Source organism: Streptomyces sp. NPDC101191 (assembly GCF_044767915.1).
GTDB lineage: Bacteria > Actinomycetota > Actinomycetes > Streptomycetales > Streptomycetaceae > Streptomyces.
This window is the reverse complement of the sequence record NZ_JBIWOU010000010.1, coordinates 237291-262567: the sequence shown is the minus strand read 5'-3', so window position 1 is coordinate 262567 and position 25277 is coordinate 237291. Positions and strand designations below refer to the sequence as shown.

Genomic DNA, 25277 nt, shown 5'->3' with positions numbered 1-25277 from the left:
GGCGGCGACCTTCCCGAGCGAAGCGAAGGGAAGCTCGCAGTCCGGACACCCCCACCCCCGCGGAGGCCCCGCACCCCGCGGACCCACGGGTCTCGGGCGGCGCCCGTAGGGCTCGATCCGGCACGAGCGCCCATAGGGCGGGCGTACGAGCAAGGAGCCTGGTCCCCGGCAAGGGCTGACGTCCCGTGCGCCCCCTCCCCCAGACTCCGTCCGGGGGGACGATGGCCCACACGGAGCGGAGCGAGCGCCCCCCGGCCTGGGACGAGTGAGGCCCCCACGGGGGTGGGGCGAGCGGGCGGCTGATGTCATGCGGCGGGAGGGGTGCGGGGCCGGAGCGGGGGTGGGGGTGTCCGGACGTGGCGGCGACCTTCCCGAGCGAAGCGAAGGGAAGCTCGCAGTCCGGACACCCCCACCCCCGCGGAGGCCCCGCACCCCGCGGACCCACGGGTCTCGGGCGGCGCCCGCAGGCCCCGCACCCCGCGGACCCACGGGTCTCGGGCGCGCGCCGAGCGGCCCGCGCGGCCCCCGCGGCCCCCGCTCGGCCCGAGCGGCCCCCGCGGGCCGCCGGTTGGACGGGCGGGGCCGGGGCTACCCCTCGCGGGCCGCCGACGTGAAGGTCATGTCGGGGTAGCGGTCTCCGGCGACCTGGCCCGCGATCGGCTCCAGGGCGGCGAGCTCCGCCTCGGTCAGGGTGATCCGGGTGGCCGCCGCGTTCTCCAGGAGGCGGGAGCGCTTGCGGGTGCCGGGGATGGGGACGACGGTCAGGCCGTGCACGGCGGCGCGCTGCTGGACCCAGGCCAGGGCGATCTGCGCCGAGGTCGCGCCGCGTTCGGCAGCGATGGCGTGGAGCGGGGCGAGCAGGGCCCCGTTGCGCTCGGCGTTCTCGCCGGTGAAGCGCGGCTGGCGGCGGCGGAAGTCGTCGGTCCCGAACTCCTTCGAGGCGTCCGCGAAGGAGCCGGTGAGGAAGCCGCGGCCGAGCGGCGAGTACGGCACGAAGGTCACGCCGAGTTCGGCCGCCGCGCCGACCGCGCTGTGCTCGACGTCGCGGGAGAACAGCGACCACTCCGACTGCAGGGCGGCGACCGGGTGCACCGCGTAGGCCTCGCGCAGCTCGGGGCCGGTGACCTCGCTCAGCCCGATCTGCCGGATCTTGCCCTCCTTCACGAGCTCGGCCATGGTGCCGACGGAGTCCGCGAACGGTACGGCCGGGTCGGTGCGGTGGATGTAGTAGAGGTCGATCGTCTCGACGCCGAGGCGGCGCAGGCTGGCCTCGACGGAGGCCCGGATGTAGGCGGGGTCGTTGTTGACGCCGCGGAAGGCGGGGTCGTCGGCGCGCCGCTCGATGCCGAACTTGGTGGCGAGGACGATCTCGTCCCGGTGCGCGGCGACGAACGGGGCGAGGAACTCCTCGTTGGCGCCGAAGGCGTAGGAGTCGGCGGTGTCGATCAGGGTGACGCCGGCCTCCAGGGCCGCTTCGAGGGTGTCGCGGGCGGCGGCCTCGTCGGTGTCGCCGTAGAACTCGCTGATGCCCATGGCGCCGAAGCCCTGGACGCCGGTCTCGGGGCCGTCCGGGCCGCCGAGGCGTACGGTGTCGATCCTGGCGTCGGGGTTGCTCATGACGTCGTTCCTCCGCAGACGGTGGCGTAGTGGTCGATCTTGCGGTCGAGCACGGAGAGCGCGTCCTGCAGCTCGGCGATCCGGGCGAGGACGTCGGTACGGGTGGATTCGAGGATGGCCCGGCGCGCGTCGTGGGTGTGCTCGCCCTCCCGGACCAGCTCCGCGTAGCGGACCATGTCGGCCACCGCCATGCCGGTGAGCCGCAGCTTGCCGACGAAGGCCAGCCAGCCGAGGTCGCGCTCGGTGAAGCGCCGCTGGCCGGTGTGCGAGCGGTCGACGTGCGGCATGAGGCCGATGCGCTCGTACCAGCGCAGGGTGTGTGCGCTGAGCCCGGTCAGGGCGGCCACCTCGCTGATGGTGTAGCGGTCCTTGACGACGGGCCCGGTCGTGCTCTCGATCACGCTCATGACCACCACGCTAGAGACTTGGAGTGCACTCGAAGCAAGTAGGCTCGGCTGCATGCAGAGCCTGGCGTCGATCGAGAACTGGCCCGTCCCCACCGCGGCCGCCGCCGTCGTCCGTGCGGACGGCACCCTGGCCGGGGCCCACGGCCCCACCGGGCAGCGCTTCGCGCTGGCCTCCGTCACCAAGCCGCTCGCGGCGTACGCCGTCCTCGTCGCGTACGAGGAGGGGGCGATCGACCTCGACGAGCCGGCCGGCCCCGAGGGCGCGACCGTGCGGCACCTGCTGGCCCACACCTCCGGGCTCGCCTTCGACGAGAACCGGGTCATGGCCGCGCCCGGCACCCGCCGGATCTACTCCAACACCGGTTTCGAGGTGCTCGGCGACCATGTCGCCAAGGCCACCGACATCCCCTTCGCCGAGTACCTGCACCAGGCCGTGCTGGAGCCGCTCGGCATGACGAGCACGACGCTCGACGGCTCGCCCGCCAGGGACGGCGTGTCGACCGTCGAGGACCTGGTGCGCTTCGCCGCCGAGGTGCAGGCGCCGCGGCTGCTCGACGCGCGGACCGTGCTGGACGCGATGACCGTCACGTATCCGGGCGTCACCGGCATCCTGCCCGGCTACGGGCACCAGCGGCCGAACGACTGGGGTCTCGGTTTCGAGCTCCGCGACGGCAAGGAGCCGCACTGGACCGGTGCCACGTCCTCGCCGCGCACCTTCGGGCACTTCGGCCAGGCCGGAACGTTCCTGTGGATCGACCCCGACGCGCGCGCCGCGTGCGTGGCGCTGACCGACCGGCCCTTCGGGCCGTGGGCGATCGAGGCGTGGCCGCCGTTCACGGACGGGGTGCTCGCGGAGCTCCGCGCGTAAGGCGCCGGGGGCGGTCCCGGGGCCGGTCAGTCCGCCTCGCAGCGGGTGGCCGGCAGGGACGCGTCGATCCCGGAGACGACGACCTGGGCGGCCTGGCCGAGTTCCTCGGCGTAGGCGGCCGTGCACACCAGCTGCTGGACGGCCACCGGGTCGAGGTCCTGCACGCGGACCGCGAGCCGCAGGCTCAGCACGGTGTCGCCCCCGTCGGGGCCGGGCCGGGTCTCGGTGTGCGGGGTGAAGGCGCCGTGCAGGGCGAGCCGGGTGGTGAGTCCGGCGGCGCGTTCCCTCTCGTCAGGGCCCTCCAGGAGGGTGCTGAGCACCTTGTCGGTGGCGATGCGGTAGCCGCCGACGATCGCCCGTTCGGTCGGCAGCCTCTGCGGGTGGCCCTCACGGTCGACGAGACCGGTGTCCCCGTCGGGACCGTAGGAGAGACCGAAGTCGCGGACGGTCGGCATCAGCCGCCCGTCGGGACCGACGAGGAACAGCACCATCTTCACGCCGTTGGTCGGGTACACGGCGACCGTGGCCGCGCCGCCGGCCTCTACGACGTCGCTCTTCTGGATGCCGCAGGCGGCGAGCGGCAGCAGGCTCAGCACGGCGGCCAGGCGCCGCCACGGCGTGCGGGTCCGGGTCACAGCGGGATCCTGACGGTGAAGACGGCGCCGCCGTCGGGCCGGTTGGCGGCGACGACGCTACCACCGTGCAGCCGGACGTTCTCCAGCGTGATGGCGAGGCCGAGACCGCTGCCCGCGGAGCGGGTGCGGGCCGGGTCGCCCTTGTAGAAGCGGTCGAAGACGTGGGGCAGGACGTCGTCGGGGATGCCGGGCCCCTGGTCGGCGACCTCCGTGACCAGCTCCTCGCCCGCCCCGTCCGCGGTGTACACCCGGACGGTGACGGGCGGGCGCCCGTGCCGCAGGGCGTTGCCGACGAGGTTGGCGACGACCACGTCGAAGCGGCGCGGGTCGAGCCGGGCGCGGATGCCGTCGGCGAGCTCGGTGACGACCTGGTCGGGGTCGGTCCAGTGGCGCCGGATCAGGGTCTTGCGGACGGTCTCGGCGGCGTCGACCTCGTCGGTGTGGAGTTCGGCGGCGCGCGCGTCGAAGCGGGATATCTCCATCAGGTCCTCGACGAGGACGGCCAGCTTGCCGGTCTCGGCGCTGATCAGGCGGACCGCGCGGGCGGTGTCGGAGTCCAGGGTGCCGGCGTCCTCGTCGAGCACCTCGGTGACGGCGAGCATGCCGGCGAGCGGGGTGCGCAGTTCGTGCGAGACGTCGGAGGCGAAGCGCCGGGCTCGCGCCTCGGCCCGCCGCAGCTCGGCGACGGAACGTTCCAGCTCTGCGGCGGACTCGTTGAACGTACGGGCGAGGTCGGCGAGTTCGTCGCTGCCCTTGGCGTGGATACGGGTGTCGAGCCGGCCCTGGCCCATGCTGTGGGCCGCGTGCCGCAGCTCGCGGACCGGCCGCAGCACGCTCCGCGAGGCGATGAGGGCGGGAACGAGGGCGACGAGCAGGGCCGGCAGGGCGCCGTCGCGGGCGGCGACGACCATGGCCTCGATGTTGGCCTCCTCCTCGCCCAGGTCCATCACCGCGTAGACGACGAGGCCGGTGGGGCGGCCCGCCGGGTAGCCCCCGCCGCGACCGCTGAAGACGGCGGGCACGGCGATGGTGAGGTACGGGGTTCCGTTCCTGACCACCCGCTGGAAGCTGCCGTGGGTGGTGCCGGGCGCGTGGGCGCGGCGCCGCAGCTCCTCGGTGAGGACGGTCGACTCGGGCCGGTCGGTGGAGGACACCCGCACGGTGCCGTACTCCGCGTAGACCCGCCAGGGCCGCGGCTTGCCCTGCCGGGCGATGCGCCGGAGCTCGTCGCGCAGCACGTCGAGGTTGACCGGCATCGTGGTGTTGAGGGTCTCGACCTGCTGCCGGAAGGCGGTGACGGCGGTGTCCTGGGTCTGCTCCAGGATCGCGTTGCGGGCGGCGCGGTAGGTGAGGGCGGCGGTGGTGCCGCAGCCCACGGCGGCGACGAGCAGGAAGGCGAGGACGAGCCGCGTGCGCAGCCCGAAGGCACGGGGGCGGCGGCGTCTCGGGGGCCGGTCGACGCCGGGCACGTGGGCCCTCACTGGAGGGGACCGAAGCGGTAGCCGAAGCCGCGCAGGGTCTGTATGTAGCGGGGTTCGCCGGGGTCCTCGATCTTGGTGCGGAGCCGGCGGACGCAGGCGTCGACGAGGCGGGCGTCGCCGTGGAAGCTGTGCTCCCAGACGTGTTCGAGGAGCTGCTGGCGGCTGAAGACCTGCTCCGGCGCGGCCGTGAGGTGCAGCAGCAGCTTGAGCTCGGAGGGGGCGAGGGCGACCCGCTCGCCGTTCTTCGCGACGGTGAGCCCGGCCCGGTCGATGGCCAGCTCCCCGTGGAACTCGACGGCGGGACGGCCGGCGCCCGGCTCCTCGATGCGGCGGAGCACGGCGCGGATGCGGGCCTCGATGACCTCCGTGCGGGCGGGCTTGACGATGTAGTCGTCGGCGCCGGCCTCCAGGCCGACGACCACGTCGAAGTCGTCGCCGCGGGCGGTGAGCATGATGATGGGCAGCTGGCTGGTCTCGCGGACGCGGCGGCAGACCTGGACGCCGTTCATCCCGGGCAGCATCAGGTCGAGCAGCAGCAGGTCGGGGCGGAACTCGCCGAGCGCGGCCAGTCCCGCCTCCCCGGTCGCGGCGGTCCGCACCTCGTGCCCGCGGCGCCGGAGCCCGAGCTCGACGCCTTCGCGGACGGAGGGGTCGTCTTCGATCAGCAGCACGCGTGGCATCTGAGGAGTATCCCAAGGTCGTAGGAGCTCCCCGCCGGGGAGGGGGCCCGGCGGGGAAGGGGTGGGTCAGCCGCCGCGGCGGACGAGGCGGCGGGCCCTGTCCGCGGCGCCTGCGAACAGCGCCCGGACCTCGGTGAGCCGCAGGGGGCGGGCGAGCAGGCCGAAGACGGCGAGGATCACGACCGCGCCGGCCAGGCCGGAGGCCACGGAGCCGGCCGCGCCGGTCGCGCCGGTGGCGAGCAGCCCGAGCCCGGCGGCCGGCACGGCGGCGACGAGCAGCCGGAGCAGGGGGGCGACGACGCCGTCGGTGCCGTCGGTCGCCGTCGCGTCGGCCCCGGCGGTCCTCCTGAGGCGCCGCCCGAGCACGTACGCCGTCAGACCCCAGCCCGCCCACAGCGCCAGCGAGTAGCCCGCCGCCATGCCGGCCACGGCCCACCGGGACGGCAGGAAGGCGAACGAGCAGACCGCGAGCAGGGCGTTGAGGCCCGCGATGACGAGGTTGAGGAAGAAGGGGGTGCGGGTGTCGCGCATCGCGTAGAAGGCGCGCGTGCACACGTACTGGCCGGACAGGGCGACGAGTCCGGGCGCGAGCGCCATCAGGATCCAGGCCATCGACCGTACGGCGTCCGCGTCGGTGCGGCCGTACTGGTAGACGGTGCCCATCACCGGGACCGCGAGCGCGAACAGGGCGCAGGCGGCGGGGACGACGGCCGCTGCGCTGGTGCGCTGGGCGTAGCCGAGGTCCCGGCGGACGCCCGCGAGGTCGCCTTCGGCCGCGGCGCCGCTCATCCGCGGCATGAGCGCGGTGACGAGGGCGACGGTGATGATGCCGTGCGGGACCATCCACAACTGGTAGGCGTTGTTGTACGCGCTGAGCCCGGCGCCCTCGGCGAGCTGGCCGGCCGCCGTCGCCACCTTCGTCGTGACCCAGTAGGCGGCCTGGTTGGTGAGGACGAGCAGCACGAGCCAGCCGGCCGCCCGCAGGGGCGCGGTGAGGCCGCTGCCGCGCCAGTCGAAGCGGGGCCGCCAGCGGAAGCCGGCCGCCCGCAGCGAGGGCAGCAGGGCGAGGGCCTGGACGGCGATGCCGGCGGTCGTGCCCCAGCCGAGGAGCGCGGTCTCGCCGGGGGTGAGCCGGCCGCCGTCGGACACCGCCAGGAAGAGCCCGAACACGGCGATCGCGACGATGTTGTTGAGGACCGGCGTCCACATCATCGCGCCGAACCGGCCGCGGGCGTTGAGCACCTGCCCGAGCAGCGTGAACAGGCCCAGGAAGAAGATCTGCGGCAGGCAGGAGCGGGCGAAGGCGATGGTCATGTCGCGCTGCGCGCCGGTGTAGTCGGTGTAGCCGTCGACGATCGCGGGGGCCGCGAGCACGGCGGCCGCGGTGAGCGCCGTGAGGGCGAGCACGCAGACGGTGAGCAGGCGGTCGGTGTAGGCGACGCCGCCGTCCTCGTGCTCCTTGGCGGCCTTGACCAGTTCGGGCACGAAGACGGCGTTGAGGGCCCCGCCGAGCAGCAGCATGTACACGATGGTGGGCACCGAGTTGCCCACCGCGTAGCCGTCGGCGACCAGTCCGGTGCCGATGGCCGCGGCGACGACCGCGGAGCGGACGAAGCCGGTGGCGCGCGAGACGAGCGAACCGGCGGCCATGAGGGCGCCGCTGCGCAGGACGGACGGCGCCGCCGCCCTGTTCTCGGTGGCGGTGGCGGTGGCCGTCATCGACGGGCCAGATACGCCTGGAAGGCGCGGTACAGCGTGTGGTTGGTCGTGCCGGGCAACGGAATCTCCCACTCCCCCAGGGTCTCGACGACCTGTCCGCCGGTGCCGAGCTTCCATCGAAGCAGGCCGTGGGCGCGGTCGTCCGGATCGAGGGTGGAGGGTACCCCGCGCAGGTCGTAGACGTCGGCGCCGACGGCGTGGGCGTCGAGCATCATGCGCCACTGCAGGGCGTTGGAGGGCCGGACCTCGCGGCGGTGGTCCGCCGAGGCGCCGGTCTGGTACCAGACCCGCCGGCCGACGGTGATCATCGTGTGCGCGGCGAGCACCTCGCCCTCGTGGCGGGCGAGGTAGAGCTTCATGCGGCCGGGGTGCTCCGCGTTGAGGACGGCGTACTGGCGCTCGTAGTACGCGAGCGAGCGCCCGAGCCGGAAGCCGTCGCGCTCCTCCGTGATCCGCAGCAGCCGGTGGAACTCGGGCAGGTCGGCGGCCGAGCCGACGACGACCTCGACGCCCGACTTCCGGGCCTTGCGTATGTTGCGCCGCCATTCCTGGTTGAGGCCGTTCCACAGGTCGTCGGAGCTGCGGCCGGTGAGCGACACCTGGTAGACGTGCCGCGGCTGGGCGTCGGCGCCGTCCTCGCTGTCCCCGCCGCACTTGCGCCAGCCGCGCGCCCGCAGGCGCTCGGCGACGGCGGAGCCGAGCGGGTCGACCTCGCTGGCCAGGACGTCGGAGAGGCGCCGGCCGGGTCCGGTGTGCGCCTTGAGCGTGGCGGCGGACCAGCGCCGGTAGGCCGGCCCGGGCCCGATGCGGACGGCGAAGGCGCCGAGGCCGCGCAGATGGCGCAGGAGCGGATCGAGCCAGCCGTCGAGGTCCGGGTCGGCCCAGTCGGCGACCGGCCCCTCGGGGAGGTAGGCGAGGTACTTCCGGGTGCCGGGGAAGGCGCGCAGCAGGACGAGCGCGACCCCGTCGAGCTCACCGGACCGGCGGCCCCAGCCGACGAGCCGGTGGGTCCACCCCTCCTTCACCTCGGCCCAGGCCGGGAGCTGGAGGAAGCTGGGTCCGTCGGCACCGGTGGAGCGGGCGGCGAGGAACGCGCGGTAGACCTCCGGGGTGACGGGTCCGAGCCACGGCACCGGAGCAACTGCGGGCATGGGTGCGGCCGTCACGAGCAGCGCTGACACAACGGGAGCCTCCTTGTTCCGCCCCGTCGGTGGTGGGGCGCACAGCAGGCTCACAGCCGGTCTTGACCGCTCCGCGCGAGGAATGTGACCGGACGATGACCGTTTCTCTGCAGGGCACGTCACATGGGCCCGGGAGGCGGCGCGGGCGTCCGGCCGCGACCTAGAGTCCAGGTCATACCCCTTCTTCCACTCCACTCACGCTTCCGCGGAGGTCCGTCCCGTGCTGCCCGTTGCGCGCATACGCATACCCCTGTTCCTCCTCACGGCGGTGGCGCTCACCGCCTGTTCGGCGGCGACGGCAAGCCAGCCGGACGGCCCGAAGGCCGCCGGCGGGGCCGACACCCCGGCGAAGGTGACCGTGCAGCCCCCGGCCGCCGGCAAGCAGGTCACGGTGACCGCGGCCGGCGGCAAGCTGGCCCAGGTGAAGGTGGTCGACGCGGACGGCACGCCACTGGCCGGCCGTACGGCCGCGGACGGGGTCTCCTGGGTCTCGGACCGCAAGGCCGCGCCCGGCACGACGTACACGGTGGAGGTGACCTCCACGTCGGCCGGCGGCAAGCAGGCGACGTCGAAGTCGTCGTTCTCCACTCCGGAGGCGGCCAGGGTCAACAAGGTGACCCTGTCGCCCGGCAAGAACACCACCGTGGGCATCGCCCAGCCCCTGTCGATCGTCTTCGACCGCCCGGTGAGGAACAAGGCGGACGTGGAACGCCAGTTGAAGGTCACGACCTCCAACGGCACGGAGGGGTCCTGGGGCTGGCTGACCGACTACTCGGGCCGGGACCGGGTGGACTGGCGCCCGAAGGAGTACTGGAAGCCGGGCACCAAGGTCACCCTGGAGGCGACGCTCAACGGGACGGACTCGGGCGGCGGCTGGTTCGTCCGCGACTACCGCACCGGCTTCAGTGTCGACTCCACGGCCCGGATCGTGAAGGTCGACCTGGACCGCAAGAAGCTCACCCTCGTGCGCGACGGACAGGCGGTCCGCACGATCCCGGTCTCCGGCGGCACCCCCGGCGGCGACAAGCGCTCCTGGCGCGGCACGGCCGTCCTCATGGCGAAGGAGGGCACGATCAACATGAACTCCGAGACGGTCGGCCTCGGCGACGCCTACAACAGGGACGTCGACTACTCGATGCGCCTCACCTGGTCGGGCATGTACGCGCACGCCGCCCCCTGGAACGCCGCGTACTTCGGTCGCGCCAACCACAGCTCCGGCTGCATCGGCATGAGCACCGAACAGGCCTCCGCCTTCTACGCCCTGGTCCGCCCCGGCGACCCCTTCGAGATCAAGGGTGAGGACACCAAGGGCGTCGTGGCACCGGGCAACGGCTACGGCGCGTGGAACCTGAGCTGGGCGGACTGGCAGACGAAGAGCGCGCTGCGCTGACGCCGCCGCCGTTTAACCGCTCGACACCCTCTCGGGACGCGGGCAGACTTCCGGGCGATGACGACGACTGAACGAACCGATACGCCGCCCTCCTGGGACGAGCGCACCCAGCTGAGCACCTTCCTGGACTACGCCCGCGCCACGGCACGCGCCAAGTGCGAGGGCGTGTCCGCGGAGGACGCCCGCAAGGCCCCCCTCCCGAACTCGCCGCTGATGACGATGAGCGGTGTGATCAGCCATCTGCGCTGGGTCGAGCACTGGTGGCTGGACGTGGTGTTCCTGGGCGGGGAACTCGAAGGCCCGCTCGCGGAGGCGACCGACGAGGACCCCGACCCCGAGATGCGGACGGCGGTCGACGTCCCGTTGCCCCGGCTGCTCGCCGAGTACGAGGAGCAGAACGCCCGCCACCGCCGCCTGGTGTCCGAACACGACCTGGACGCGAAGGCCGAGCGCCCCATCCGTGACGGCCTGCACGTGGACCTCCGCTGGATCCTCCTCCACCTCGTCGAGGAGACCTCCCGCCACAACGGCCACCTGGACATCGTCCGCGAACTCCTCGACGGCAGCACCGGCGTCTAGGACGACCGGACCACCCTCACGGGTGGTTTCGGCAGCTCGCTCCCCCGGCCCGCGCCACCCCGCCTACGCTCGGTGGCACAGCGAACGGAACGCCACGCGGCGGACGCGGCGGCGCAGGCCGGAGGTGTCCAGCGTGGTCAACATCCAGCAACTTGACCCCAGCGCGTCCCCGTTGGACTACTACGGCTGGGAGCTACGCCGCCAGCGGGAGGCACACGGACTCACCCAGCACCAGCTGGGCGAGATCATCTTCTGCACGGGCTCCCTGGTCGGCCAGATCGAGACCACGCGCAAGGTTCCCACCCGCGAGTTCTCCGAACGCGTGGACGCGGCACTCGGCACGGACGGGCTCTTCTCCCGGCTCATCGGGCTGGTGCTGCGCAGCCAGCTGCCGACGTGGTTCCAGCCGTACGCGGCGATGGAGAGCCGCGCGACGTACATCTCCACCTTCCAGGCGCAGGTGGTGTACGGCCTGTTGCAGACGCGGCGGTACGCCCGGGCGCTGCTCGCCGTCGATCACCCGGAGAAGGCCGACGAGATGGTGGCGGCCCGCCTCGAACGCCAGCGCATCCTGGAGCGGTCCGAGCCGCCGGCCCTGTGGGTGGTGATGAGCGAGGCCGCACTGCTCCAGGAGGTGGGCGACCGCGAGGTCATGCGCGAACAGCTCGCGCATCTCCTGACCTTTCGCGCCAACCCGTGGGTGCAGATCCAGGTGCTCCCGTTCGCCGCCGGCGAGCACACCGGAATGATGGGGTCGTTCAACCTCCTCAGGTTCGAGGACGACCCCGACCTCTTCTACGTCGAGAGCTACGACCAGGGGCACATGACCGCCAATCCGCCCGTGATCAAGGAGCGTTCCGTCGGCTACGCTCGGCTGCAAGCCACGGCCCTCTCCCCCGAGGACTCGGCGGCACTGATCACTCGCGTGATGGAGGAACGCCATGGAGACCCGTCCTGACCTCACCGGAGCGCGGTGGCGGAAGTCGTCCTACAGCGGCACCAACGGCGGCGACTGCGTCGAGGTGGCCGAGGGCTGGGCCGGCGCCGTCCCGGTCCGCGACAGCAAGCAGCCCCTGGGTCCCGTCCTGATCGTCACCGCGGGCGCCTGGCGGGCCTTCGTGGACGGACTGCGCTAGCCGCGTCCGCACCTCAGGCGCCGGCCCCGGCGCCCCTCATCTCCCACATCAGCACCTCGGCGTCCCCGGTCGCCAGCAGGGCCAGGTCCTTCTCCCCCTCCACCCGGGCCGCGTCGCCCGCCGCCAGTTCCTCACCGGCCAGGCGGACCGTGCCGCGGGCCACGTGGACGTACAGCAGGTCCGCGTCCGGGACCGCGCTCCGTTCGCCGAGTTCCAGGCGGCGGAGGTGGAGCAGGGCGCCCGCCGCCGGGAGGGCGTACGGGGTGGCGTCGGCGATGCCGCGGACGATCTCGTACGCGGGCTCACCGCCGGGGGTGAGGGGCGCGAGCCACATCTGGACGAAGACCAGCGGGTCCGGGCCGTCGTTGCGTTCGACGTGACGGACGCCGGCCGCCGCGCTGAGGTGCTGCAGATCACCGGGGCGGACGACGGTGGCGTGACCGGCCGAGTCGCGGTGGGTGAGTTCGCCCTCGACGACCCACGTGACGATCTCGGTATGGCTGTGCGGGTGCTCGTCGAAGCCGGAGCCGGGGGCCAGGCGCTCCTCGTTGCAGGCGAGCAGAGCGCCGAAGCGCAGGTTGTCGGGGTCGTAGAAGCGCCCGAAGGAGAAGGCGTGCCGGGTGTCGATGCCCGCCTCGGGGTCACCGCCCGGGTGGCGCTCGCCGCCGCGCTGGATGCGTATCACGGGATCACGGTAGCCGCGGGCGCCGCCGCGACGGCGGCGAAACCGCCCCGCCCCCGCACGCCGCCGTCCCGATAAGGCAGTCTTGTCCCCGTGTCTGAACCCGTGAACGCCGCCCACCGCCATGCCGCGACCCTGAAGCGCCTCGAACAGTCCTCGGGACGCCTCGCCGCCAACGCCATCGCGCGCATGGACGAGACGCTGCCGTGGTACCGGGCGATGCCGCCCGAGAACCGGTCGTGGATCGGTCTCGTCGCCCAGGCGGGCATCGCCGCGTTCACGGAGTGGTTCCGGCATCCGGAGACCCCGCAGGCGATCTCCACGGACGTCTTCGGCACGGCGCCCCGCGAGCTGACCCGGGCGATCACGCTGCGCCAGACCGTGGAGATGGTGCGGACGACCATCGAGGTCATGGAGGCGGCGATCGACGAGGTCGCCGCGCCGGGGGACGAGAGGGTGCTCCGCGAGGCGCTGCTCGTCTACGCGCGCGAGATCGCCTTCGCCACCGCCCAGGTGTACGCGCAGGCCGCCGAGGCCCGCGGCGCCTGGGACGCCCGGCTGGAGTCGCTCGTCGTCAACGCGGTGCTGTCCGGCGAGGCCGACGAGGGCGCCGTGTCCCGGGCCGCCGCCCTCGGCTGGAACTCCCCCGAGAACGTGTGCGTCGTGCTCGGCACCGCGCCCGACGGGGACAGCGAGCTGACCGTCGAGGCGATCCGGCGGGCCGCCCGGCACGCCAAGCTCCAGGTGCTGACCGGCGTGCTGGGTGACCGGCTCGTCGTGATCGCGGGTGGCAACGACAATCCGCTGGCCGTCGCGAAGGCGCTGATCGGGCCGTACGCGGCCGGTCCGGTCGTCGCCGGGCCCGTGGTGCCCGACCTGCTGGCGGCGACCCGGTCCGCGCAGGCCGCGGCGGCCGGACTCAAGGCCTGCTCGGCGTGGCAGGACGCCCCGCGCCCGGTTCTCGCGGACGATCTCCTTCCGGAGCGCGCCATCGCCTCCGACCCTTCGGCCCGCGAGCAGCTGGTGGAGGAGATCTACAGACCGCTGGAGGAAGCGGGCTCGGCCCTCCTGGAGACGCTGAGCGTCTATCTGGAGCAGGCGAGCAGCCTGGAGGGTGCCGCCCGCATGCTCTTCGTGCACCCCAACACCGTGCGCTACCGGCTTCGACGTGTGACCGACGTCACCGGCTGGTCACCCTCCGATGTCCGATCTGCGTTCACCTTGCGGATCGCGCTGATCCTCGGGCGCTTGGCCGACGCGGATACGCAGTCCTAGACTTTTGTCGAACGCCAACAATTCCCCCGGCGGTTCTTCGTCCTTGTCCCCACGGGCGTCCGGGACCGTCCCCAAGAGAGAGTGTGAGGGTGCTCGTACTCGTCGCTCCCGGCCAAGGCGCCCAGACGCCCGGCTTCCTGACTCCCTGGCTCGAACTCCCCGGCGCCGCCGACCGCGTCGCGGCCTGGTCCGACGCCATCGAGCTCGACCTTGCCCACTACGGCACGAAGGCGGACGCGGACCAGATCCGCGACACCGCCGTGGCCCAGCCGCTGCTCGTCGCGGCCGGTCTGCTGTCCGCGGCCGCCCTCGGTGACGTCGCGCCCGGCGCCGTCGCCGGCCACAGCGTCGGCGAGATCACCGCCGCCGCGTTCGCGGGCGTCCTCGACGCCACCGACGCGCTGCGTCTCGTGCGCACCCGCGGTCTGGCGATGGCCGAGGCCGCCGCGATCACGCAGACCGGTATGTCCGCGCTGCTCGGCGGCGAGCCCGAGGTGGTCGTCCCGCACCTGGAGAAGCTGGGTCTCACCCCGGCCAACGTGAACGGCGCCGGCCAGATCGTGGCCGCCGGCACCGCGGAGCAGCTGGCCGCCCTGGAGGCGGACAAGCCCGAGGGTGTCCGGCGCGTCGTCGCCCTGAAGGTCGCGGGCGCGTTCCACACGCACCACATGGCCCCGGCGGTCGACAAGCTGGCGGAGGCGGCGGAGAAGCTGGACCCGGCCGACCCGGCCACCGCGTACGTCTCCAACAAGGACGGCCAGGTCGTGACGACCGGCGCGGAGGTCATCTCCCGCCTCGTCGGCCAGGTCGCCAACCCGGTCCGCTGGGACCTGTGCATGGAGACCTTCCAGGGCCTCGGCGCGACCGGTCTGATCGAGGTGTGCCCCGGCGGCACCCTGACCGGCCTGGCCAAGCGCGCGCTGCCCGGTGTGCGCACCGTGGCCCTGAAGACCCCCGACGACCTCGACGCGGCCCGCACGCTCGTCGCCGAGACGACCGCCACGGCCTGACAAGGAGTGTCGAGAAGCATGGCCAAGATCAAGCCCAGCAAGGGCGCCCCGTACGCGCGCATCATCGGTGTCGGCGGCTACCGCCCGACCCGCGTGGTGCCCAACGAGGTGATCCTGGAGAAGATCGACTCGTCCGACGAGTGGATCCGGTCCCGCTCCGGGATCGCGACCCGGCACTGGGCGTCCCCCGAGGAGACCGTCGCCGCGATGTCGGTGGAGGCCTCGGGCAAGGCGATCGCCGATGCCGGCATCGACCCCGAGCAGATCGGCGCGGTCATCGTCTCGACGGTGTCGCACTTCAAGCAGACCCCGGCCGTGGCCACCGAGATCGCCGACAAGATCGGCGCCGGCAAGCCGGCCGCGTTCGACATCTCCGCCGGCTGCGCGGGCTTCGGCTACGGCCTGACCCTCGCCAAGGGCATGATCGTCGAGGGTTCGGCCGAGTACGTCCTCGTCATCGGCGTGGAGCGGCTCAGCGACCTGACGGATCTGGAGGACCGCGCGACGGCCTTCCTGTTCGGCGACGGCGCGGGCGCCGTGGTCGTCGGCCCGTCGGACGAGCCGCACATCGGCCCCACGGTGTGGGGTTCGGAGGGCGACAAGTCCGAGACGATCAAGCAGACCGTGCCGTGGAACGAGTTCCACCTCGGCGACGTGTCGAAGCTCCCCCTCAACGAGCAGGGCGAGATCAAGTTCCCCGCCATCACGCAGGAGGGCCAGGCGGTGTTCCGCTGGGCCGTCTTCGAGATGGCGAAGGTCGCCCAGCAGGCCCTGGACGCCGCCGGCATCTCGGCGGACGACCTGGACGTCTTCATCCCGCACCAGGCCAACATGCGGATCATCGACTCGATGGTGAAGACGCTCAAGCTGCCGGAGCACGTCACGGTCGCCCGTGACGTGGAGACCACCGGCAACACCTCGGCCGCCTCGATCCCGCTCGCCATGGAGCGGCTTCTGGCGACCGGGAAGGCGAAGAGCGGCGATACGGCGCTCATCATCGGCTTCGGGGCGGGTCTCGTCTTCGCCGCGACGGTCGTTACCCTCCCCTAGGCACTCCGGATATTCCGGAAGCTTGTTACCTCAGTACACACAAGAAGGAGCGCCAGAATGGCCGCCACCCAGGAAGAGATCGTCGCCGGTCTCGCTGAGATCGTGAACGAGATCGCCGGCATCCCGGTCGAGGACGTCGAGATCGACAAGTCCTTCACCGACGACCTGGACGTCGACTCCCTGTCCATGGTCGAGGTCGTCGTCGCCGCCGAAGAGCGCTTCGACGTCAAGATCCCGGACGAGGACGTCAAGAACCTCAAGACCGTCGGCGACGCGACCGAGTACATCCTGAAGCACCAGGCCTGATCCGGCCTCTGCTGACCCGGTCCGCCACCCAGCGGTGGCGCCGTTTTCCGACCATCACACACATGGAGAAAGATTTCCTGTGAGCTCGACCAATCGCACCGTGGTCGTCACCGGTATCGGCGCAACCACTCCGCTGGGTGGCGACTCCGCATCGACCTGGGAAGGTCTGATCGCGGGACGCTCCGGCGTCAGGCCCCTCGAGGGCGAGCGCTTTGCTGAGCTGCCCGTTCGCATCGCGGCCCGTGCCGCGGTGGACCCGACCGAGGTGCTCCCCCGCCCGCTGTCCCGCAAGCTGGACCGCTCGGCGCAGTTCGCGCTGATCGCGGCCCGTGAGGCGTGGGCGGACGCGGGCTTCACCGGCCCGGCCGGCGAGGACGAGAAGGTCGTGCCCGAGCGGCTCGGCTCCGTCATCGCGTCCGGCATCGGTGGTGTCACCACCCTGCTCGACCAGTACGACGTGCTGAAGGAGTCCGGCGTCCGCCGCGTCTCCCCGCACACCGTCCCGATGCTGATGCCCAACAGCCCCTCCGCCAACGTGGGCCTGGAGGTGAACGCCCGCGCGGGCGTGCACACCCCGGTGTCCGCGTGCGCCTCGGGTGCCGAGGCCATCGGCTACGCCGTCGAGATGATCCGCACCGGCCGCGCCGACGTGGTCGTCGCCGGCGGTACCGAGGCGGCGATCCACCCGCTGCCGATCGCGGCCTTCGCCAACATGATGGCGATGTCCAAGAGCAACGACGAGCCCGAGAAGGCCTCGCGCCCCTACGACAAGGGCCGTGACGGCTTCGTCCTGGGCGAGGGCGCGGGCGTGGTCGTGATCGAGTCCGAGGAGCACGCGAAGGCGCGCGGCGCGAAGATCTACTGCGAGGTGCTGGGGCAGGGCCTGTCGGCCGACAGCCACCACATCGCGCAGCCCGAGCCGACCGGCCGGGGCATCGCCGCCGCGCTGCAGCACCTCCTCGACGCGACCGACCTGAAGCCGTCCGAGGTCGTCCACCTCAACGCCCACGCCACGTCGACGCCGCAGGGCGACGTCGCCGAGATCAAGGCGCTGCGCAAGATCCTGGGCGACGACCTGGACCACGTCGCGGTCTCCGCGACGAAGTCGATGACGGGCCACCTCCTGGGCGGCGCGGGCGGCATCGAGACCGTCGCGACGGTCCTGGCGCTCCACAACCGGCTGGCTCCGCCGACCATCAACGTCGACGACCTGGACCCGGAGGTCGACGCCGACATCGTCCGCGGTGAGCCGCGCGAGCTGCCGCAGGGCACGATCGCCGCGATCAACAACTCGTTCGGTTTCGGCGGCCACAACGTGGTCCTCGCCTTCCGTACGGTCTGATCCACCGTCACGCCTCACCGAAAGCCCCCTGCCGGAACGTCTCGGCAGGGGGCTTTCGGCGTACGAGGGGTGGCGTCGGGGGCGGCAAGGCGCCGAAGCGCGTAGGCAACCAGGGGCGGGGAGGCGTCGAGGCCCGTCCGTAGCCAGGGGCAGGGAGGCGTCGAGGCCCGCCCGTAGCCAGGGGCGGGGAGGCGTCGAGGCCCGCCCGTAGCCAGGGGCGGGGAGGCGTCGAGGCCCGTCCGTAGCCAGGGGCGGGGAGGCGTCGAGGCCCTCCCGTCGCCAGGGGCGGGAGAGGTGTCGAGGCCCTTCCGTCGCCAGGGACACGGAGACGCCGTAGCCCGTCCGTCGCCCGGGACGGGGTACGGTCAGACGACCTGGTGGAGCCAGCGGACCGGGGCGCCCTCGCCCGCGTAGCGGAAGGGTTCGAGTTCGTCGTCCCAGGGCTTGCCGAGGAGCTTGGCGATCTCCGCCTCCAGGACCGTCTCGCCCTGGGCCGCGCGGGCCAGGGCGGCGCGCAGCCGGTCCTCGGGGATCAGGATGTCGCCGTGGATGCCCGTGACCGCGTGGAAGATGCCGAGCTCGGGGGTGGCGCTGTAGCGCTCGCCCTCCGCGGTGGGACAGGGCTCGGCGGTGACCTCGAAGCGGAGCATCTGCCAGCCGCGCAGGGCGGAGGCGAGTTTGGAGGCGGTGCCGGTCTCCCCCTGCCAGGAGAACTCGGCTCTCCAGGTCCCGGGGGACGCCGGCTGGCGGATCCAGTCGAGCTGGACCCTCGCACCGAGGACGCCCGCGACCGCCCATTCGACGTGCGGGCAGAGCGCACGCGGTGCGGAATGAACGTACAGGACTCCACGTGTCGTCACCGGGACCTCCAGTGTGGGGACGAGGTTCGCCTTCCCAGCGGCCTCAGTAAACAACATCACGAAGAAGGGGCTTCGCAAACCCCCAAAAAGGGGACAGCATGTGACGTGATGTAATTTACCGGAGCCGATCGGCAAGGGGCGCCTCAGGTTCGACGGGGGAAAAGCTACCGTGCCGCGCCCACATCGGGGTGACGTACGGTCGGTCGGGGGCGGGTGGACACCAAGCTTTCACTCGCGAGGACGCCGAGGAGGGGCCCCAGGGATGCGCGGGCGACGAGGATTGCGTGCCACCGCGGCCGCGACGGCACTGCTGTGCGCGGCGACGCTGGGCGGCTGCTCGGCGGGCGGCCCCGACCTGGTGGCCCCCGCGCCCCGGCCCCGGCCGACGCCCGTGTGGAACGCCGCGCCCGCCTCCGTCGCCGCCGTCGGGGACTCCATCACCCGCGCCTTCGACGCCTGCTCGGTCCTGGCGGACTGCCCCGAGGTGTCGTGGGCGACGGGCACGGACAGCACGGTCAACAGCCTCGCGCTGCGGCTGCTCGGCCCCGCGGGGGTGGCCGGGAAGAGCTGGAACCTGGCGCGCAGCGGGGCGCGGATGGCGGAACTGCCGGAGCAGATGGCCGCGGCGGCGGCCCAGGGGCCGGAGCTGGTGACGGTGATGATGGGCGCGAACGACGCGTGCCGGGACCGTCCGGAACAGATGACCCCGGTCGAGGAGTTCCGCGCCTCCTTCACGGCGGCTCTCGGCCGGCTGCGGGCCGGGGCGCCGAAGGCGCAGGTGTACGTGTCGAGCGTGCCGGATCTGCACCGGCTCTGGGAGGCCGGCCGGGTCAGTCCGACGGGGCGTCAGGTGTGGCGGCTCGGCATCTGCGGGGCGATGCTGGCGGACGCCGAGGACCTCAGCCCGGCGGCCGAGAAGCGCAGGTCGCGGGTGCGGGAGCGGGTGGTGGCGTACAACGGCGTGCTGCGCGAGGTGTGCGCGAAGGACGCGCGCTGCCGCTACGACGGCGGGGCGGTGTTCGGCTTCGCCTTCGAGGGGCGGCAGCTGAGCCCGTGGGACTTCTTCCATCCGAGCAGGGACGGCCAGGCGCGGCTCGCGGAGATCGCGTATCGCCAGGTCACCCGGAAGTAGCCCCGGAGCGGGCGTCAGGTCCGCTCCGGGGCCGGTCCGCAGGAGGACGGGTCAGACGTCCAGGCGGGCGGTCAGGCGCGCGTCGGCGAGGGAGTGGGCGGCGAGGACCTCGTAGCCGCCGGACACGAAGGTCCAGTCATCGCTGCCCTCGTCCCAGATCTCGAAGGCGCGGCGCGGCAGTTCGACGGTGACCTCGACGGTCTCGCCCGCCCCGGCCTCGACGCTCGCGAAGCCGGCCAGCCAGCGGGCGGGCCGCTCCACGGCGTCGGCGACGGGCGCGAGGTAGATCTGGACGACCTCGCGGCCGGCGCGTTCACCGCTGTTGGTGAGGCGGACGGTGGCGTTCTCCGGGGTGACCACGAGGGACTCGTACGCCCAGGTGGTGTAGCCGAGGCCGTGCCCGAAGGAGTACGCGGGGACGGCGCCGGCCCTGTCCCAGGCCCGGTAGCCGATGTGGACGCCCTCGGCGTAGTCGAGTGCGCCGTCGGTCGGGGTGACCTCGGTGACGGGCACGTCGGCGAGGGCGACCGGCCAGGTGGTGGGGAGGCGGCCGCCGGGCTCCTCGGCGCCGGTGAGGACGTCGGCGAGGGCGGCGCCGCCCTCCTGGCCGGGGAACCAGCTGAGCAGGATCGCGGCCACGTCCTCGCGCCAGGGCAGTTCCACGGGGGAGCCCGCGTTGACCACGACCACGGTGTTCGGGTTGGCGGCGGCGACGGCGCGGACGAGGTCGTCCTGGCGGCCGGGCAGGGCCAGGTCCTTGCGGTCGAAGCCCTCGGACTCGACGCGCTCGGTGGTGGCGACGACCACGACGGCGGTGTCGGCGGCGCGGGCGGCCTCGACGGCTTCGGCGATCAGTTCGTCGGGGTCCCGGCGGGGACCGAGGTGGACGAAGGAGAACATGACCGCGGGCAGCGGGGCGGCGAACTCCTTGTCCAGCGTGTGGAGCAGGGAGATCTCGACGGTCTCGCCGGCCGTGAGCGCGACCCTGCCGCGCTCGACGGGGGAGCCGAAGAAGGCCTCGAAGGGGTCGCTCTCGGCGCCCATGGCCTGCACGCCGTCGAAGAGGAGGCGTCCGCCGACGCGCAGCGCGTAGGCGCCGAGGCCGCGGGTGCCGAAGGCGTGCTCGCCGCTCTCGCGCGGGGTGAAGGTGCCGATGACCTCGACGGAGGCGAGGGTCTCGTGGGTCACGCCGGCCGGGAGGTCGTCGCCGATCCACTGGACCTGGCCGTTGGGCAGGCTGCCCTCGCCGAGGACGTCGCCCGCGGCGTCCCGGCAGACGGCACGGAGGGTGAACCCCTGGTCGGCGGGGGCGAGTTCCTCGCTGGGGTCGGCGCCGACGGTGTAGGACAGGCTGCCCTCGGGGAGGGCGGCGGTGAGGCCGTCGAGCGGGGAGACGGTGTGGTCGGGGAAGACCTGGGCGGAGCCGCCGCCGAGGACCCGGGCGTCGCGGGCGGCGGCGCCGGAGAGGGCGACGGTCCCCCGGCCGAGCGGGAGCGCCCCGGCCTCGTTGCGTACGAGGACGAAGCCGCGGCGGGCGATCTCGCGGGCGAGGGCGTCGCCGTCGATCCCGGCGGGCAGGTCCGTGACGGCCGGCGGGGCGCCTTCCAGGGCGCCGACGCGGGCGGCGAGCCGCAGGACGTTGCGGACGGCGGCGTCGACGGCGGTCTCGTCGACCTGGCCGGCCCGGACGGCGGCGGCGAGCACCTCGCCGTAGACCGTCCGCGGGCCGGGCATCGCGACGTCGAGGCCGCCCTCGATGCCGCCCTTGGTGGAGCGGGCGGCCATCCAGTCGGAGACGTTGTAGCCGTCGAAGCCCCACTCGCCGCGCAGGACCTCGTTCACGAGGTAGCGGTGCTCGCTCATGGTCGTGCCGTTGACCTGGTTGTAGGCGGTCATGATGCCCCACGGGTGGGCGTTCCGGACGATGGCCTCGAAGGGGGCGAGGTAGAGCTCGCGCAGCGGGCGCGGGGCGATCCGGTTGTCGACGGTGAAGCGGTCGGTCTCCGCGTCGTTGCCGACGAAGTGCTTGACCGTGGTGCCGACGCCGCCGTCCTGGACGCCCTGCACGTATCCGGTGCCGATGGCGCCGGTCAGGAACGGGTCCTCGCTGTAGGCCTCGAAGTGGCGGCCGCCGAGCGGGGTGCGGTGCAGGTTGACCGTGGGAGCGAGGAGCACGTGGACGCCCTTGCGGCGGGCCTCCTGGGCGAGCAGCCGGCCGGCGCGGCGGGCGAGGGCCGGGTCCCAGGCGGCGGCGAGCGCGGTCGGGGACGGCAGGGCGACGGACGGGTCGTCGGCGGTCCAGCGGACGCCACGGACGCCGATCGGGCCGTCGGACATGACCAGGGAGGCCAGCCCGATCTCGGGCAGGGCGGGCAGGGACCACATGTCCTGTCCGGCCAGCAGCCGGGTCTTGGCATCCAGGTCGAGCTTGGCCAGGGCCGTCTCGACGGCCTGTTCGCGCTCCGGGTTCGTGTCTGCCACGGCCGTACCTCTCGTAGTGGGCGTTGTGCGGCCCATGGTGACTCTCCTACCTGTAGATCGGTAGGTTACGTTAGGATTTCGTTATCAAATGATGGCGTACGGTCCTTCTCGACAGGGACCTTCGGAAGGGGGACGGGCGATGGCGCGGGCCAGGAGCGAGGAGCGGCGGGCGGAGATCGTCCGGGCCGCCCTGGAGGTGATCGCCGAGCGCGGTTACCGCGGCGCGTCCCTCGGCGCGGTGGCCGAGCGGGTCGGACTGACCCAGCAGGGCCTGCTGCACTACTTCCCGACCAAGGAGGCGCTCCTCGTCGCGGTCCTGCAGGAGCGCGACCGCTGGGACACCAGCGGCGCCCGGGACCCGGGGAAATGGCGGCTCGACCTCATGGAGTCGCTCGTCGAGTACAACGCGATGCGCCCGGGCATCGTGCAGACCTTCTCCGCCCTGCTCGGCGAGAGCGTCACGGAGGACCACCCGGCCCGCGCCTTCTTCACCGAGCGCTACACCCAGGTGCGGGAGAACATGGCCGGGGTCCTGCGCGCCGAGTGCGGCGACGAGCTGCCCCGCGGCCTCACCCCGGAGCGGGCGGCGCCGCTGCTCACGGCGGTGATGGACGGTCTGCAGTTCCAGTGGCTGCTCGACCCGGAGGCGGTGGACATGCCGGCCGCCTTCCGGGACTTCCTGGCGCTGCTCAAGGAGGGACGGGTCAAGGCGCCGTAGCGCACGCGCCACGGCCGCGTCGGCAACGGCCGCGTCGGCCCGACCGCTTCGGCCCGACCGCTTCGGCCAGACCGCTTCGGCCAGGCGACGGCCTGGCGACGGCCGCACCGCCTCCGTGGTGCGAAGGGTGCCGTGGGGCGGGAGTGGCGGGAAGGGTGCCGTAGCGGGGCCCGCCCCTGCGACGGGATACTTCCGGCGGCCCGTCACCGCCGTACGGAAGGACCCCCGTGGCCCCGATACGCAGCACGCTCGCCCTCGCCCTCTCCGCCGCCTCCCTCTCCCTCGCGCTGGGTGCGCCACCGGCCTCGGCGACCGCGGCCCCGGCCGTCACCGTCGAGGAGGCCCGGCTCGACCGGGCGGTCCCCCAGGAGATCCTGCGGCGCAGCGGATTCGACTCCCTGGCACCGGAGTTCACGGCCGCGCTCTCCCGCGCCCGGACCTTCCCGGAGGCCGAGCGGACGGTGGCGCGGTACGCCTCCCGGCTCTGGAGCCGGGCGGTGGACCGGGCTCAGGGGCGGGGCCCGGCGGGCGGTGACCTCAGCCGGGACGACGACCGGCCGCTGTACTGGGCGCGATTGGCGCTCACGCGTGAACTGCGCGCCTGGCGACCGGGGTTCGGGATCGGCGAGGAGGGCCGGGCCCGGTTGCTCGACCGGCTCGAACGCTCCTCGCGCGGCCAGGACGCGATCCGCTTCCCGGCCGGCAAGGGCGTGAAGCGGATCCTGCTGACCGGCTTCGACCCGTTCACGCTCGACCGGGACACCCGCATCAGCAATCCGTCCGGGGCCACCGCGCTCGCCCTCGACGGCACCTGGCTGCGCACCGCCGACGGCTCCCTCGCCCGGGTCGAGACGGCCGTCTTCCCGGTGCGCTGGCAGGACTTCGCCGACGGCACCGTCGAACGCACGCTGACCCCGCACCTGCCGGAGGTGGACCTCTTCACCACCGTGAGCCAGGGCCGGCCGGGCCGCTTCGACGTCGAGCGGACCAACGGGGCCTGGCGCGGCGGCTTCCCGGACAACGAGAACCTCTCCCGTACCGAGACCGTGCCCGTCGCCGACCCCGGCAGCCAGCCGCAGTGGACCTCGACCACCCTCCCGTACGGGGCGATCACGGCGGCACCGACCGGCCGCTTCCCCGTGTACGACAACACGTCGGTGACCGAGCTCCCGGCCGGCTCGGACACCCCGGTGGTACGCCCCGGGGGTCCGACGCCCGGCTCCGCCGCCCGGGCGGGCGGCGGCGGGAACTACCTGTCCAACGAGATCGCCTACCGGGCGACCCTGCTGCGCGACCGCCTCGGCCTGGGGGGCCTGCCGGGCGGTCATGTGCACACCCCCGTGCTGGAGTTCGGTGCGGGGAACACGGACCCGGCGACGGGCACGGTCACCGATCCCGGGTTCGTCCGGAACCGGCTCGACATCATCGCCCAGGTACGGGCGATCGTGTCCGTCGCCGCGGGGTCTGCGTCCTAGCGGGCGTCGACCTTGCCGGCGTAGACGTTGTCCGGGGTGACCACGGAGGTGATCGCCCGGGCCACGAGCGTCGACGGCTCCTGGCCACCGACCAGGGAGTCCGTGTTCAGGATGAGGACCAGGGTCGCCTTCTCCCGGGGCAGGTAGACGGCCACGGTCTCGTATCCGGGCAGGGAGCCGTTGTGCCCGATCCAGCCGTTGGTCTCGAGGATGCCCAGGCCGTAGGTGGTGCCGGGGAAGCCGGTCGGCAGCGTCTTGAGGCGCTGGGCCTGGGTCTCGGGGCTGAGCAGCTTGCCGGTGGCGAGGACGGGGGCCCAGCGGCGCAGGTCCCGGAGGTTCGAGATCATGCCGCCGGCCGCCCAGGCCCAGCTGGGGTTCCAGTCCGTGGTGTCCTCGACGGCGCCGGTGAGCGTCTGGTCGCTGTAGCCGTGCGCGTGCGGCTCGGGGAACTCGGCGCCCTCCGGGAGGAAGCTCTGGCGCAGTCCGCCCGGGCGGATGACACGATCGCGGATGACCTCGGCCAGCGGCCGCCCGGTCACCTTCTCGATCACCAGGCCGAGCAGGACGAGGTTGGAGTTGCAGTACTGGAACGTCGTACCGGGCTCGGCGATGTTCGCGTGCCGGTAGCCGTAGGAGAGGAGCTCCCACGGGTTGAAGGCGCGCTCCGGCTCGCTCAGCAGGTCGTGGGTGAAGTCGGGGTCGGAGGTGTACGGGAAGAGGCCGCTGCGCATCTCGGCGAGGTGTCGCAGGGTGATCTCGCGCCCGTTGGGGACGCCGCGGACGTACTTGTCGATCGGGTCGTCGAGCCCGATCCTGCCCTGGTCGACGAGTTCGAGCAGCGCGGTGACGGTGAAGGTCTTGGTCACGCTGCCGATCCGGGTGTAGGTGTCGGTGAACATCGGACGCCCGGTGGCCTTGTCCGCGATGCCGGTCGCGCGGACGTAGCAGCCCTTGCCGGGCATCCACAGGCCGACGACGACACCGGGGATGCCGGCCTGCTCGCGCACGTCCTCGACGGTCTTGTCCAGCTTGGCGGTCAGCGCGGGACCGAGGCCGTCCGAGGGGCAGTCGTCGCCGTGGTGCGGTCCCGCCGCCGGGGCGGGCGCGGCATACACGGACGTGGCGGGTGCCGTCGCGATCGGGGCCAGCACGGACGCCACGAGCAGCGTCGCGGCGAGCAGCCGGCGGGGGGAGGTACGTCGCATGGGGGCGCCTCTTCCAGGTTCACGGGGGCGGACGGGCACAGATCACCA

The 25277-nt window shown here is 73.1% G+C and carries 24 protein-coding genes; 13 read left to right on the top strand and 11 right to left on the bottom strand.

The annotated features are described in order from the left end of the window. Positions 1-588 precede the first annotated feature (588 nt). Positions 589-1617: an aldo/keto reductase gene (locus ACIRQF_RS32880; RefSeq protein ID WP_376630061.1), complete on the bottom strand. Its 1029-nt coding sequence runs from the start codon at positions 1615-1617 to the stop codon at positions 589-591. Further along, positions 1614-2024 (bottom strand): MerR family transcriptional regulator, encoded by a 411-nt coding sequence (locus tag ACIRQF_RS32875; RefSeq protein WP_376630063.1) that lies wholly within the window; start codon positions 2022-2024, stop codon positions 1614-1616. Before ACIRQF_RS32875 ends, ACIRQF_RS32880 begins: the two co-directional genes overlap by 4 nt. A 52-nt stretch (positions 2025-2076) precedes the next feature. Between ACIRQF_RS32875 and ACIRQF_RS32870 the strand changes: the two genes are divergently transcribed. Continuing rightward, entirely contained in the window at positions 2077-2892 is an 816-nt protein-coding gene (locus ACIRQF_RS32870) for a serine hydrolase domain-containing protein (protein ID WP_404097906.1), read from the top strand. Positions 2893-2918: 26 nt separating this feature from the next. Here ACIRQF_RS32870 and ACIRQF_RS32865 read toward each other — a convergent pair whose 3' ends face one another. The 5 genes from ACIRQF_RS32865 to ACIRQF_RS32845 all read right to left on the bottom strand — a co-directional run bounded on the left by ACIRQF_RS32865 (position 2919) and on the right by ACIRQF_RS32845 (position 8588). Next, positions 2919-3527: a hypothetical protein gene (locus ACIRQF_RS32865; protein ID WP_382480041.1), complete on the bottom strand. Its 609-nt coding sequence runs from the start codon at positions 3525-3527 to the stop codon at positions 2919-2921. Beyond that, positions 3524-4996, bottom strand: coding sequence for an ATP-binding protein (locus ACIRQF_RS32860; RefSeq protein ID WP_376630069.1), 1473 nt, complete (start codon positions 4994-4996; stop codon positions 3524-3526). Before ACIRQF_RS32860 ends, ACIRQF_RS32865 begins: the two co-directional genes overlap by 4 nt. Before the next feature lie 8 nt (positions 4997-5004). Further along, positions 5005-5688, bottom strand: a complete 684-nt coding sequence (locus tag ACIRQF_RS32855; RefSeq protein ID WP_382480039.1) for a response regulator — start codon at positions 5686-5688, stop codon at positions 5005-5007. Positions 5689-5754: 66 nt separating this feature from the next. Continuing rightward, entirely contained in the window at positions 5755-7407 is a 1653-nt protein-coding gene (gene murJ, locus ACIRQF_RS32850; RefSeq protein WP_404097901.1) for a murein biosynthesis integral membrane protein MurJ, read from the bottom strand. Next, the gene (locus tag ACIRQF_RS32845) at positions 7404-8588 is read right to left on the bottom strand and encodes a lipid II:glycine glycyltransferase FemX (protein WP_404097898.1); all 1185 of its coding nucleotides are present in this window, start codon (positions 8586-8588) and stop codon (positions 7404-7406) included. The genes murJ and ACIRQF_RS32845 overlap by 4 nt, the downstream gene beginning before the upstream one ends. Before the next feature lie 220 nt (positions 8589-8808). Between ACIRQF_RS32845 and ACIRQF_RS32840 the strand changes: the two genes are divergently transcribed. From ACIRQF_RS32840 to ACIRQF_RS32825, 4 genes are all read left to right on the top strand, one after another. Beyond that, entirely contained in the window at positions 8809-9978 is a 1170-nt protein-coding gene (locus ACIRQF_RS32840; protein WP_404097896.1) for an Ig-like domain-containing protein, read from the top strand. Positions 9979-10035: 57 nt separating this feature from the next. Further along, a complete protein-coding gene (locus tag ACIRQF_RS32835) occupies positions 10036-10557 on the top strand; it encodes a DinB family protein (protein WP_382480033.1) in 522 nt (173 codons plus the stop codon). A 133-nt stretch (positions 10558-10690) separates the two neighbouring features. After that, entirely contained in the window at positions 10691-11515 is an 825-nt protein-coding gene (locus tag ACIRQF_RS32830; protein WP_403526859.1) for a Scr1 family TA system antitoxin-like transcriptional regulator, read from the top strand. Next, positions 11499-11693 carry a DUF397 domain-containing protein gene (locus ACIRQF_RS32825; protein WP_376630082.1) on the top strand — a complete coding sequence of 65 codons (195 nt, stop codon included), beginning with the start codon at positions 11499-11501 and terminating at the stop codon, positions 11691-11693. Before ACIRQF_RS32830 ends, ACIRQF_RS32825 begins: the two co-directional genes overlap by 17 nt. A 13-nt stretch (positions 11694-11706) precedes the next feature. Here ACIRQF_RS32825 and ACIRQF_RS32820 read toward each other — a convergent pair whose 3' ends face one another. Then, positions 11707-12375: a pirin family protein gene (locus ACIRQF_RS32820; protein ID WP_382480059.1), complete on the bottom strand. Its 669-nt coding sequence runs from the start codon at positions 12373-12375 to the stop codon at positions 11707-11709. A 93-nt stretch (positions 12376-12468) separates the two neighbouring features. On the opposite strand from ACIRQF_RS32820, the gene fasR reads away from it, so the two are divergent. From fasR to fabF, 5 genes are all read left to right on the top strand, one after another. Then, the gene (fasR, locus tag ACIRQF_RS32815; protein WP_376630083.1) at positions 12469-13650 is read left to right on the top strand and encodes a fatty acid biosynthesis transcriptional regulator FasR; all 1182 of its coding nucleotides are present in this window, start codon (positions 12469-12471) and stop codon (positions 13648-13650) included. A gap of 89 nt (positions 13651-13739) precedes the next feature. Continuing rightward, on the top strand, positions 13740-14660 hold the full coding sequence (locus tag ACIRQF_RS32810; RefSeq protein ID WP_404097891.1) for an ACP S-malonyltransferase: 921 nt from the start codon (positions 13740-13742) through the stop codon (positions 14658-14660). Positions 14661-14678: 18 nt separating this feature from the next. After that, positions 14679-15710 (top strand): ketoacyl-ACP synthase III, encoded by a 1032-nt coding sequence (locus ACIRQF_RS32805; protein WP_376630087.1) that lies wholly within the window; start codon positions 14679-14681, stop codon positions 15708-15710. Positions 15711-15767: 57 nt separating this feature from the next. Continuing rightward, a complete protein-coding gene (locus ACIRQF_RS32800; protein ID WP_382480027.1) occupies positions 15768-16016 on the top strand; it encodes an acyl carrier protein in 249 nt (82 codons plus the stop codon). A gap of 79 nt (positions 16017-16095) precedes the next feature. Continuing rightward, positions 16096-17358 (top strand): beta-ketoacyl-ACP synthase II, encoded by a 1263-nt coding sequence (gene fabF / locus ACIRQF_RS32795; RefSeq protein ID WP_382480025.1) that lies wholly within the window; start codon positions 16096-16098, stop codon positions 17356-17358. 365 nt (positions 17359-17723) lie between these two features. Here fabF and ACIRQF_RS32790 read toward each other — a convergent pair whose 3' ends face one another. Then, positions 17724-18218, bottom strand: a complete 495-nt coding sequence (locus ACIRQF_RS32790; protein ID WP_365342018.1) for a DUF3145 domain-containing protein — start codon at positions 18216-18218, stop codon at positions 17724-17726. 262 nt (positions 18219-18480) lie between these two features. Between ACIRQF_RS32790 and ACIRQF_RS32785 the strand changes: the two genes are divergently transcribed. Continuing rightward, positions 18481-19350 (top strand): SGNH/GDSL hydrolase family protein, encoded by an 870-nt coding sequence (locus tag ACIRQF_RS32785; protein ID WP_404097886.1) that lies wholly within the window; start codon positions 18481-18483, stop codon positions 19348-19350. A 51-nt stretch (positions 19351-19401) separates the two neighbouring features. On the opposite strand, the gene ACIRQF_RS32780 is transcribed toward ACIRQF_RS32785, so the two are convergent. Beyond that, complete coding sequence (locus ACIRQF_RS32780; protein ID WP_404097883.1) at positions 19402-21867, bottom strand: glycoside hydrolase family 3 protein; 2466 nt, start codon at positions 21865-21867, stop codon at positions 19402-19404. Between the two features lie 103 nt (positions 21868-21970). On the opposite strand from ACIRQF_RS32780, the gene ACIRQF_RS32775 reads away from it, so the two are divergent. Together ACIRQF_RS32775 and ACIRQF_RS32770 are read left to right on the top strand one after the other, a co-directional pair. Further along, complete coding sequence (locus tag ACIRQF_RS32775) at positions 21971-22549, top strand: TetR/AcrR family transcriptional regulator (protein ID WP_404097880.1); 579 nt, start codon at positions 21971-21973, stop codon at positions 22547-22549. Between the two features lie 287 nt (positions 22550-22836). Continuing rightward, on the top strand, positions 22837-24024 hold the full coding sequence (locus ACIRQF_RS32770; protein ID WP_404097919.1) for a pyroglutamyl peptidase: 1188 nt from the start codon (positions 22837-22839) through the stop codon (positions 24022-24024). Here the strand turns inward: ACIRQF_RS32770 and ACIRQF_RS32765 are convergent. Further along, positions 24021-25229 (bottom strand): serine hydrolase domain-containing protein, encoded by a 1209-nt coding sequence (locus ACIRQF_RS32765; RefSeq protein WP_404097877.1) that lies wholly within the window; start codon positions 25227-25229, stop codon positions 24021-24023. The genes ACIRQF_RS32770 and ACIRQF_RS32765 overlap by 4 nt on opposite strands. Positions 25230-25277 lie beyond the last annotated feature (48 nt).

Excerpts from the sequence above, each read along its gene's own strand:
- ACIRQF_RS32805 (WP_376630087.1), top strand. The coding sequence starts at position 14,679 with ATGGCCAAGATCAAGCCCAGCAAGGGCGCCCCGTACGCGCGCATCATC.
- ACIRQF_RS32780 (WP_404097883.1), bottom strand. The coding sequence starts at position 21,867 with ATGGGCCGCACAACGCCCACTACGAGAGGTACGGCCGTGGCAGACACG.
- ACIRQF_RS32775 (WP_404097880.1), top strand. The coding sequence starts at position 21,971 with ATGGCGCGGGCCAGGAGCGAGGAGCGGCGGGCGGAGATCGTCCGGGCC.
- ACIRQF_RS32825 (WP_376630082.1), top strand. The coding sequence starts at position 11,499 with ATGGAGACCCGTCCTGACCTCACCGGAGCGCGGTGGCGGAAGTCGTCC.
- ACIRQF_RS32875 (WP_376630063.1), bottom strand. The coding sequence starts at position 2,024 with ATGAGCGTGATCGAGAGCACGACCGGGCCCGTCGTCAAGGACCGCTAC.
- ACIRQF_RS32835 (WP_382480033.1), top strand. The coding sequence starts at position 10,036 with ATGACGACGACTGAACGAACCGATACGCCGCCCTCCTGGGACGAGCGC.
- ACIRQF_RS32785 (WP_404097886.1), top strand. The coding sequence starts at position 18,481 with ATGCGCGGGCGACGAGGATTGCGTGCCACCGCGGCCGCGACGGCACTG.
- ACIRQF_RS32765 (WP_404097877.1), bottom strand. The coding sequence starts at position 25,229 with ATGCGACGTACCTCCCCCCGCCGGCTGCTCGCCGCGACGCTGCTCGTG.
- ACIRQF_RS32880 (WP_376630061.1), bottom strand. The coding sequence starts at position 1,617 with ATGAGCAACCCCGACGCCAGGATCGACACCGTACGCCTCGGCGGCCCG.
- ACIRQF_RS32800 (WP_382480027.1), top strand. The coding sequence starts at position 15,768 with ATGGCCGCCACCCAGGAAGAGATCGTCGCCGGTCTCGCTGAGATCGTG.
- ACIRQF_RS32870 (WP_404097906.1), top strand. The coding sequence starts at position 2,077 with ATGCAGAGCCTGGCGTCGATCGAGAACTGGCCCGTCCCCACCGCGGCC.
- ACIRQF_RS32855 (WP_382480039.1), bottom strand. The coding sequence starts at position 5,688 with ATGCCACGCGTGCTGCTGATCGAAGACGACCCCTCCGTCCGCGAAGGC.
- murJ (WP_404097901.1), bottom strand. The coding sequence starts at position 7,407 with ATGACGGCCACCGCCACCGCCACCGAGAACAGGGCGGCGGCGCCGTCC.